Raw genomic sequence first — 9,914 nt, forward strand, 5'->3', positions numbered from 1 at the left:
CAGTCTCGCCGTCGGTTGGACACTGCTTCTACTCACCATGTTGGGACGCCAATGGGCTTGGATTTTCGGGCTGATTCCGGTTGTTATCGGGCAGCCCTTGATGGTCCTGATGATCGTGGACATGGAAAGCGGAAACGCCGACGAACAAGCGATGATCGTCAGCGGCACCTTCATCGGTTTCTACCTGTTCGCGATGCTGTACGTGTTGCTGATGAGATCAAGCGGACACAAGTGGTTTCGTTCAACTTGAAACCAACAGCAGCCCATCGACCGGGACGCAAACCGGAATTCATTCGGCGACGGGGCGACCCACTGTCGTCGCTCCGTGACTTGAGGACTTGTGTGTTGTTGGTGTGTGGCCTTGGGTTGAGAACCCAAGGCTTTCGGCTGCCGTCGCTCCGCGACTGGTTGTGGGTGTATCGGTGTCTTAACAACCGCGGAGCGGTGACAGTTGACAGCCTCGGGTTTTCAACCCGAGGTCTTGGGGGTCACGATGACGCTCGGCAAGCCGCGGAGCGGCGACAGGTGGCGGTGGAGGCGATGACGGGGGCTCGCACCAAAGGAGCATGGTGCTGGCGGTCTTCGCCCTGGATGGGGCCGGCGTCGGGTATGCAGCGCGAGCCTCGCTGACCGGTTTGTCGATCTTGCTGTCGGTTGGCCACTCTTGGCCGACGTCCGTCACTCTGAGGGGCAAGAGTGCCCATCCAACATTCGCTAGAACGCCGTGGACGACTCAATCGACGAGACCGATATGGAAACGAACGCCCTTCGTCGTCTCACTCTGCCGCCTGCAATTGGCTGCGTTTCAAGGTCATCTCGTAGACCTTTTGGTCTTCCATTGTGATGCACTCGAACGTCATCTCTGGATCGGCCTTTTCCAAATCGAATCGCAAGATCCCAAAGAAGTTGCCTTCGTTGTAAGAGAAAACGGCCTGTTCTTTGGTGGGATGCGTGTGATCGTTGGTCATCTTCGATGTTTCGAACTCGAACAAGTCGTAGCCGTTGGGACGCTCGATCTTGTACACGTCGGTGCGATGTCGATCAGCCGACAGCAGAATCACGCCGCCGATTTTCTCTTGGTCGATGAAGTCAAAGATTTCGTTGCGTTCTTCCTTCACGCCCCACCACGAATCTCTCCCGCCTTTGTCAGCGTGCTCCGTCCACAGCGTCCCTGAGGCCAGAACTTTGAACGTGGCATCCGATGCTTTCAGCTTGGCCAGCAACCATTCTTTTTGTTCCGGCCCCAGCATCGTCCCATCTTCAAATGATCGATAGTAGCGATTGTCGAGCATGAAGAAGTCGACATCGCCGATCGAGAAATCAAACCAACAACCGGGAAGCTCATCGCCGCCCCCATACGCTGGGTTGTTCCAGTTTTCGCGAAAGACCTTCCACGATTCGAACTTCCAAGTGGGCTTGAAGCGACCAGGACCACCGGATGAATCATCCACACCGAGATCGTGATCGTCGTAGACCGCGTACACCGATGTCGACGCGGTCAGTCGCCGAAACTCGGGTCGTAATTGCCGACGGTAGTAGTGAACTCGTTGTTTCGTTCGTGACTTGGGTTGATCGATGTAAACGTTATCGCCGAGCAACAGAATCGCTTCCGGTGAACGCCCTGCGATGACGTCCCAGATCTTTTCCTTCGGTGGGTTGTAGCGGGCACCACCGCCAAAGGCGACGCTGAACGTCGCTTTCTCATCTTTGGACGGGTAAGTCTGGAACGTAGGTTTCTGATCGCGGAAAACGCTTTGCCCATCGACCAAGACGTCGTAGGTGTAGTCCGTGGCGGACTGCAAACCTTCCAGATCCAACAATGCGGTGAAGTCCATCTCCGGCGATGTTGTGACGACCTTGCTTGCTTTGCCGTTCATCACAACTTGCACGCTGGCGGCTTCTGTCGTTCGGACCCAAATGCGAGCGCTGTGATCGGTGACGCAACCAAGCATCGGCCCGCCCAATAGCTTCAGGTCGAATTTTTGAATCAGTTTCCGGAATTCCGGAGAGTTCACCACGCGGTTCAAGCTCTCATCGTTCTCCTTCAGCCCATACATGGACTCGAGAAAGAAGTGGTCCATGTCGCCCACGACCGGAGTTTCTCGCGGCGTCGGGATGGGTGGTTTGGCGTGTGTGACAACAGCAATAGGAAGGATCGCAAACAAGATCCCGGACAGCATTCTCTTCATGGCGGCATTAGCGGTGGAGGTTCAGGGAGGCCCGTGTCAGAACGGGCTGACCATCTTATCACAGCCTGATGCGCGAGAATGCCAGCGGCCGAAACAAGCGGCTCTGGCATCGTCATTGTAGAACAGTTGTCCCTAACTGTTCGGTCTCGCAAGGTACCGACCCATGGTCTGTTTCGAACTGTTTGAGTTTGGATTCGGTGGAGGCGGGCGGTGAAACGTTAGGTTTCGCACACGGAACAAAAGTCGGCAGGAATGATCAAGCACAATCATGTGAACCGCTTGGCGTCGGCCACGGTTCCCGCACTCAACTGGGGCCAACGCTTTGGCTTTGCCGCGTTCACGGCATGCAAGCATCCAACGTCATCAGAACAAACCCGGTGCCGTAAGGTTGATGGTAATCGTACAGCGGGTAGTCCCACCATGAACCGTCCGTCTCTTGGCGGTCGAGCATCAGTTTGGCCAACATCGATTGGTACGGCCCACGCTCGTCCTCCGGCAACAAGTCCATGCTGACCGATGCGTAGTAGTGACCAAAGTAGTAGAAGTAGCCTGCCACCTGCATCCAGGCTTCGTGCGGAACCGGTCGTTTGCGTCCGATATCGAGCCAGCCATTTCTCAGATAGAGCCGACACAGCCAAACCTTCACGACGTCGTCGGTGATTTTGGAATCGCCCCAGACTCGCATCGCCGCATTGCAACACTGGGACCGACCGAGACTCCCGCCGGGGCGATTGATTTCTCGCATCGGCTGGTACTTCAGGTCTTCGCTGTACAGGTAGCTGAAGTCAGGTTTTTGCTGTCGTCCCAAAGCCGCCACCGCCCGATCCACCATTCGCTTTGGCGGAGTGACACCAAGCGAGTCGGCTTCCTTGAGAGCGACCAACACGGCGCCGTTGACAAAGCTGGTCGACGAGGACGTTGGTTGGTCGGCTTGGTAGCGAAAATCGTAATAGCCCCAGCCGCCGTCGACCGATTCGTAACGCTGCAGCATTTCGAATTGGTCCTGGATCAGGCTGACGATGCGGGCCTGATGATCCGCGTCGTCCTGGTGCCATTCATGCAACCGCACGAGGGCTTGGATCGAGTAACCATGCCCCCAAACGTTGTACATGGCAGTGCCGTCCGCACGTCGCAATTTCGGCAATTCGCGGAACAACCATGTTTCCGCTCGTGCGACCGAATCGCGAACTTGTGAACGCAAGTCTTGCTCCGGAGAATCTTCTGGAAGTTCATCCAGTGTCTCGATCAATCCGGCGATCCCGAGCGAGGTCGTCGCGGCACGGAACGCGTGGTGAGCCCCAGGGACAGGGGCGTAGATGTTCAACGACTTGGTTCGCGTGGGCGATCCCCAAGATCCGTTTGGGTTCTGGTCGTTGAGCATGAACTCGACCCCACGCACGATTGCCGCGCGAATTTCTGTTTCGGTGGGGGCGTCGATTTCTGGCGGCACCGGAGTCCGCGACAAATCAAAAGATTCCAACGCGGCCACGTCTTCTGCTGGCAAGGTCCCACCGGTTGTCAGCAGACAAAACGCACTCAGCACCAACGCGAGGCGAAGCGACAAGCGTCGAGCAGACAGGGCGATGGTGGTCGTTACAACCGAGCGTTCCGTTGACTGGATATTCATAGCGATTTCCCGAGGGTGACCAAGCTCATTTGGACGTTTCAACGGACGCCGTCATGGTTGGCATCACCGTCTCTGGCAATTGGCCAACGACTTTCACGGTCGCATCGAACTTCGTTCCCATGAAAGGCACCGAGGCAACCGAATCGATGGTGCCTTTGATTTCTGTTTTTGGGTCAATTGTCGGTTTGATAATGCAAGGGACACCGACTTTGACACCGGCCAAGTCAGCTTCGCTGAGCGTCAAACGGACTCGCATCTTTCTGGGGTGAACGATCGTGGCAATGACCTGATCAGTGGAGACCTTTGCTCCCGCTTGGATCGGACTGGGCTTGGCATTCAATGCACCACGAGTCAGTTTGCCATAGAGCAGGACGCCGTCGCCGGGAGCTTTGATGACGATCGACTTCCGTTGTTGGCGGAGTGCCTCGTAGTCAGTCTCTTTCTTGGCCAAGTCATCCGCGGCTTTGCGGCGTTCCAAGTCGCGTTTCTTTTGGGCGCTCTCGAGATTGCGAATTGATTTTTCGTAAGCCATCTGGGCTCGTTCCCAAGTGGCCTCGGCTTGGGCATCTTCCGATGGAATGGATTGGCTGATGATTCGCTTGGAACGAATCTCGGTGCTTTCCAATCGGAATTGAGCGGATTCGACGGCCCGTTTGGCTCGCTTGAGTACGATCTCTTCAGACTCTTCCGTCAAGTCATCCGCATCGTACATTTGTTGCAGTTGCTTCAGTTCTTCCTGGGCGTTTTCCAGTGATGCCTTAGACATCTCGATGTCAAATTGAGCGCTTTTGATTTTGCGATCGCGGTCGACTTGAACGTAGTTGTCGTAAGCCTGCTTCGCAGATTGGCGTCGTCGCTCTGCATCCTGGCGGTCGAGTTCTTGTGTGGCAGCGAATTGTTTGTCCGCGAATTCTTCGTCGGCGGCTGCAATTCTCGCCAGACGAATGGCATGCTCTGCGGACTTGAGCTTCTTGTCGATCGATTCGGTGTCGAACCAAATGACCGCTTGTCCTTTTTTGACTTCTGTTCCGTGCGGCAAGATCTTCTTGATCTCGAGTTCGCCGAACTGATCCAGCCCGTGGCTGAGTTCCCAACTTCGAACCGCTTCGAATGTTCCTTGGACCCGGACGGTTTTCGCCGCCTGTTCTTTGCCGTCGTCTTTGGCAGAGTCCTTGGTGGGGGCGTCTTGGGCGAGAATCGAGCCGGATGCAAAGCTCACGCAGAGCGTGGCGATGGCGACTCGGGTCATCAGATCAAACAAACACTTCATGGTGCCAGTCTCTCAAGGCGTTTGGGGCGACATTCATACGGGAGCAGCGTCTGGTTGGCGGCGAGGGGCACTCAGGGGAGACACCCGGCCGAATCCGCGGCATGGCGATCCAGGGTATTTCCAGCCACCGTCAAATCAATCGACAGAAATCCGAGGAGCCCAATCAGTGCCCCAGGAGCAATCCAGTGTCGTCCATCAGTGCGTTACGGTCTTCGACAAGGGGCCGGCCCCCTCTCTCGATTCCGTGTCATCCGGTCCGCAAACGCGAGGAGGCATGCACGCGTGGGCCCAAATGCCAAGCAAGGTCCACACCACCGCCATCGGAGTGAAAGTCCAATAGAAAGTGGCCACGCCTTGTTGCCCCGCTGCGTTTTCAGGCATGAAGATTTCCGCGACTGCAATCGAGGCAGCACAACTCAAACCGACCGCCACACAAACACCTAGGAATGCGATGCACTGCATCCGTGTCTTGAAAGGATTTGGCATGTGGAATCCCCATTCAGTTTGGACGTTGGAAATGAAATCCGAATGCCGTCGATGGCGTTCAGGTTCTGTCGTTGCAACCGCCGCAAGGGAGACCGCACTGTCGATTGTACTGTTTCCAGCACACCTTTCACCGTTCTTCGATCTCTGCCAAATCCTGATCTGGCAAATCTTGCGACAATTCCAACCAGTCATCATGTCTCCGCAAGCATTCGATCACGGCAGGATGTGGCGTCTGCCAAATCTTATCCAGGTCCCGTTCTCCTGCCATGTCGGTTGCAAACGCCAACTGTTCGCGAGGAGGAATGAATTGAGCGTCCACACCTGGTTTGTTTCCACGAGGTTTGTTTCCACGAGCGTCGATCCGATACCAACCATGGTCGGGCAAATGGACCGCGTTGAGCCCGTGCAAACAAAACGGAGCTCCGTCGCCGTCGATGGAGAGACGTTGATAACAAAGCCCCGCGGGAATCTGATTGGCACGTAACAACGCACAAAGCAGATGGCTCTTGGCGTAGCAGTATCCGATCCCATGCCGCAGCACATCCGACGCTCGGCACGTCACCGGGTTCCGCTGTTCATCTCCAGTGTGCTGGATCGAGTCACGCACAAACTCAAAACAGTTTTTCGCGGTCTCTTCGATCGACGCACCCGCCAACTTTTGGGCGAGTACGATGATGTCCGGATGGTCAATATCAATCTCCTCGCAATGCCCCAGGTAGTCGTCAGGATTAGGAGATGAACTCATGTCGGTTTCGTTGGACAGTCGTGTAATGTAAGAGCGTGCGAAGGCATGATTGGAAAACAAGTGGCATAGGCTTCCAGCCTGTGATTTCGCAGAACACAAGCTGGAAGCCTTTTTGTACCCCACATCTTTTGGGAACCGCTTGCGTTAGGAATACAGGCGTTTTGAAGCCAAACATTCCTTTCGCAAACAACATTAGTGTTCGATCAGCGGAGATTAGTGTTCCCTTGGTCGCTCTGGCGGAACACTAATCCACTCTGATCGGACACTAATCTTTGGTGTTTCGAGATGTGGGGTATAAAAAGGCTGGAAGCCTATGCCACACTTTCTGTGCGAACAACGCCCATTGGTAGACGGACAAGTCTATCCACCGGCAGGTTCATTCAGTTCAAGTGCCGCCCGCAAGAACGCCTTGAAATTGAGCAGGTCACCTGGTGGACTGCGCGAGAACCGTACTCGGCAATCGCAATGTCCTTGCGGGCTTGATAGAGAGCATGTTCCAACGCAGCAATCCGTCGCTGATGCCGGAACTGAGTGCCAACGAGCGCGAACCCCAAGGCGACGACGAGCACCGTGGTCAAAATTTGCGTCAATGTGAAACGCATGAGGCACCTGTTCTGCTCGAGTGCGGTCAACTGGAGATGCCTTTCTTAACCAGCAATTGTCGGCTCGCGAAATGGTAGCCCCACCAAGTAGCGGACAGTACAAGCAGCATGGTTCCAATCCAACTGGCTGCCCATGCTCGGAAAACATGATGGGCCAGCGGTTCGGTGGCCTGCTGCCAGAGTTGCATTTGTCCAAATGCGAAGACGGCGACTCCAAGAGCAGCCACCACGGCTCCCAAACGAAGTGGATTGATCCAGCTCGATCGCGAATGGTCGACATCCGTCTCCGTTATCTCGATTGTTTTCACCGGATGCTTGGAACGTGTCCCCAGTTGGAAACACAAAAAGAATGCGATGGTGAAGATCAACGTGGACGCAAGGTCCGCGGGCGATAGCAAGGTCGCACCGCAGGAACAGGCAAAGGCAATCGCCGCCGTTTGCAGATGCTTGCTCTGACGCCACCGCAAAAGCAGTGAAAGAAGCCCGAGAACGAGGGGGACGATGAGCTCAGGGATACCGACACAAGGATGCATGGCTGAATTCTCCAACAAACAAATGGACTGGAAAGTTCGCCGAATGCACTCCGTCGACCATGGGGCACGAAAGGGAAGCGATCAAATGATCTTATTGCCGCGACTGGGGCGAGTCAAATTGCCCGTCGTCAATCCATTGGTGTTCGATCACATACTGAACAGACCCAAAAGAACGACCATGGTGATGGCCTCGCGATAGGCGATCAGACGCAGGGTAAACAAATCCGCCACCAATCGATTCCAGGCTTCGCGAATGAACCATGCGGAAATGAACATCATGATCAGGTAGCGAACCAAATCGATCAACGATGTGAGCACCAAGCCTTCGATGGGAACGTTCTGGGCTTTGTCCGAAAAAACGAACGTGAAGAACCCGGTCCCCGCCGAGTATAAAATCAGCAGAACATTGAACCAGAGAGTGATGATGGAGCGTGGAGCTTTCATAATTGGATCCGATGCTGGGCTCAGGGGATTTCCAGTGTTCGATCAATGGAACTCAGGTGTACTCGCTCGGTCCCAGCATGACCGTCTCTGAAACACCGCTTTCGGTTTCAAATTGGACGTAGCCATCGGACTCAACCAGCGAGCGTTCTTCGTCGGTCAACTCCTCTTCAAACTGTCGTTGAATCAATTCGGTGTCGATGTATTTGATTGCCAACTTCGCAGAAACCGTGCTGACCACGATCACCACGGAAAGGATTCGCATCCCGGGATATGGCAAGAAGAACACTCGCGGACCAATCATTCCCGACACGATTTCGTAGCCTCGCAAGGCAACTCGATAGCGTTCCAAGTTTTCGGTGGAGGTTTCTTCAACGGCTTCTTCGACTCCCGATGCCGCACTCTCCACCGACGCCACAATGGGCTCTGTCACCTTGCCCGAATCACATCCCGTGACTGATGCGGCGGCCGCGAACGCTGAGAACGAAAGAAAATGTCTTCTTTGCATGGAAACGCTCGAAGTGAGAGAACGGACAATCTTATCGGCCGAGGGTCATTGAATGATCCTCGCCTACATCGAAGGCCGGTTCAATCGCCAATCGGGGCGCTGATTGTCTCCGAACTCATTGGGGATCCGGCAGTGGGCGACTCATCCGGAAAATGCAGCAGGCCGATCAAGCCGATCCCCAGCAAGACGATGCTCATCAGCACCGCGTTGGCGGCCCACTCTCGGGCATGAATCTGGATCGAAAATGGCCCGAACTGCACCGTATGTGATGTCGAAACCGACGTCACGACGGAAACGGTGATCTGTTGCGACCTTGTTCCGTCCCCGTTGTCGACGACCGGTCCTTCATAGGTGGTCTTGGGGGTGAGATCGACCTGAGCCACCGCACGTGATTGCTGCCGAGCGTCCCACGCCAATCCCGCGAGGGGAATGGCGAACAACAAGAACAGCAACCAGACCGATACCAAAGGAAGGTTTGTCATGAAATGAATCGCTGCAAACAGCCAGCATCGCACTGGCGAGGCCAGTGCAACACGATCCGCTTTTAAAGGCCTTCTCTATTCTTCGACCGCTTCGAAGATCGCGATTTGACCATCGTTGAGTTTGCCCTTCGAATTTTCGCCACCGTTTCGCCAGGACAAGACGATGCCGAACAGTTTGCCGTTGATTTCAACGGGGCAGAAACCATGCATGTGCTGCATCAAGTTCAACGTGTCATAAGTCGCGGGCACCAAGGCTCCGGCGGGCTTGCCGTTTTCCAACACCAACACGGGCGCGGATCCTTTGGTCTTGGGCAACGGGTTCAACAGCGGCAGAAACATGTTGTCGCCCAGATTGAAGAGGTTGCAAGGATTGGAACCCTTGGGCAGTTGAATGAAGTATTCCTTGTCTGCACCCGGCGTGCGGAGTTGTGCTCCGTTGGGTGTGAACGAAAAAATGCGACCGTGTGAACGCGACGCAATTTCAACGATCTCTTTGCCGCCTTCCGTTGCAACCTGAACGCCGTGCCCCGTGTTGAGCATGCCACCATTGCCTTCTCGGCCGCCCCATGCCGGGCCGCCCCATTGCCATTGACCGTCAACCAATTCGGCTGACAACGCAAAGTCCCCGGGTGCGTATCCGATGACGACGACCAAGCGTTGTGCCTCGGGCAGGTAGACCACATCACAGGGAGTGAATCGTCCACCCGCCTTGAAGTATTCGTTGACGGTTGGGTTGTCGAATTCATCTCCCTTGGGCTGAGCCAGAGTCGCGAGAACTTTGCCGCGTTTTGCCACAAACACTTGCTGGGTGTTAGTCGACGCAAATGCCCAGTGTGATTCGCCATCGATTACGAAACAGTCTGTTCCATGCGCGTTCATTCCGCCGGAAAAGACAGCGTCTTGGTCGTCGACCAACGTCCACGCTTTTAACTCAGGATCGAGTGTCACCAACCCGTGCTTGGCAACCACGGTCACGATCTCGCCGGTCAGCAAATCCCGGTCGGCGTTGTTGTGCAGTCCGCCTTTTGCGG

Annotated in this window: 10 protein-coding genes and 1 pseudogene; 1 reads left to right on the forward strand and 10 read right to left on the reverse strand. The window is 55.2% G+C overall.

Going from position 1 to position 9,914, the window contains the following annotated elements; genetic code table 11:
- A pseudogene (locus ACF8AM_RS18700) lies at positions 1 to 250 on the forward strand (hypothetical protein); the annotation flags it as partial.
- A gap of 526 nt (positions 251 to 776) precedes the next feature.
- Here ACF8AM_RS18700 and ACF8AM_RS18705 read toward each other — a convergent pair.
- From ACF8AM_RS18705 to ACF8AM_RS18750, 10 genes are all read right to left on the reverse strand, one after another.
- On the reverse strand, positions 777 to 2,180 hold the full coding sequence (locus ACF8AM_RS18705) for an alkaline phosphatase D family protein (RefSeq protein WP_392557104.1): 1,404 nt from the start codon (positions 2,178 to 2,180) through the stop codon (positions 777 to 779).
- 346 nt (positions 2,181 to 2,526) lie between these two features.
- Positions 2,527 to 3,816: a hypothetical protein gene (locus ACF8AM_RS18710; RefSeq protein WP_392557105.1), complete on the reverse strand. Its 1,290-nt coding sequence runs from the start codon at positions 3,814 to 3,816 to the stop codon at positions 2,527 to 2,529.
- A 25-nt stretch (positions 3,817 to 3,841) separates the two neighbouring features.
- Entirely contained in the window at positions 3,842 to 5,086 is a 1,245-nt protein-coding gene (locus ACF8AM_RS18715; protein WP_392557106.1) for an HlyD family efflux transporter periplasmic adaptor subunit, read from the reverse strand.
- A 195-nt stretch (positions 5,087 to 5,281) separates the two neighbouring features.
- Entirely contained in the window at positions 5,282 to 5,572 is a 291-nt protein-coding gene (locus ACF8AM_RS18720; RefSeq protein ID WP_392557107.1) for a hypothetical protein, read from the reverse strand.
- A 127-nt stretch (positions 5,573 to 5,699) separates the two neighbouring features.
- Positions 5,700 to 6,317, reverse strand: coding sequence for a transglutaminase family protein (locus tag ACF8AM_RS18725; protein WP_392557108.1), 618 nt, complete (start codon positions 6,315 to 6,317; stop codon positions 5,700 to 5,702).
- A 628-nt stretch (positions 6,318 to 6,945) separates the two neighbouring features.
- On the reverse strand, positions 6,946 to 7,452 hold the full coding sequence (locus ACF8AM_RS18730) for a hypothetical protein (protein ID WP_392557109.1): 507 nt from the start codon (positions 7,450 to 7,452) through the stop codon (positions 6,946 to 6,948).
- Between the two features lie 147 nt (positions 7,453 to 7,599).
- Positions 7,600 to 7,896: a hypothetical protein gene (locus tag ACF8AM_RS18735; protein WP_392557110.1), complete on the reverse strand. Its 297-nt coding sequence runs from the start codon at positions 7,894 to 7,896 to the stop codon at positions 7,600 to 7,602.
- Between the two features lie 52 nt (positions 7,897 to 7,948).
- A complete protein-coding gene (locus ACF8AM_RS18740; RefSeq protein WP_392557111.1) occupies positions 7,949 to 8,401 on the reverse strand; it encodes a hypothetical protein in 453 nt (150 codons plus the stop codon).
- A gap of 80 nt (positions 8,402 to 8,481) precedes the next feature.
- On the reverse strand, positions 8,482 to 8,883 hold the full coding sequence (locus ACF8AM_RS18745; protein WP_392557112.1) for a hypothetical protein: 402 nt from the start codon (positions 8,881 to 8,883) through the stop codon (positions 8,482 to 8,484).
- Positions 8,884 to 8,958: 75 nt separating this feature from the next.
- Positions 8,959 to 9,914: hypothetical protein (locus ACF8AM_RS18750; protein WP_392557113.1), on the reverse strand; the 956-nt coding region annotated here is incomplete at its 5' end.

The organism is Rhodopirellula sp. JB055 (assembly GCF_043100905.1).
Taxonomy (GTDB): Bacteria; Planctomycetota; Planctomycetia; order Pirellulales; family Pirellulaceae; genus Rhodopirellula.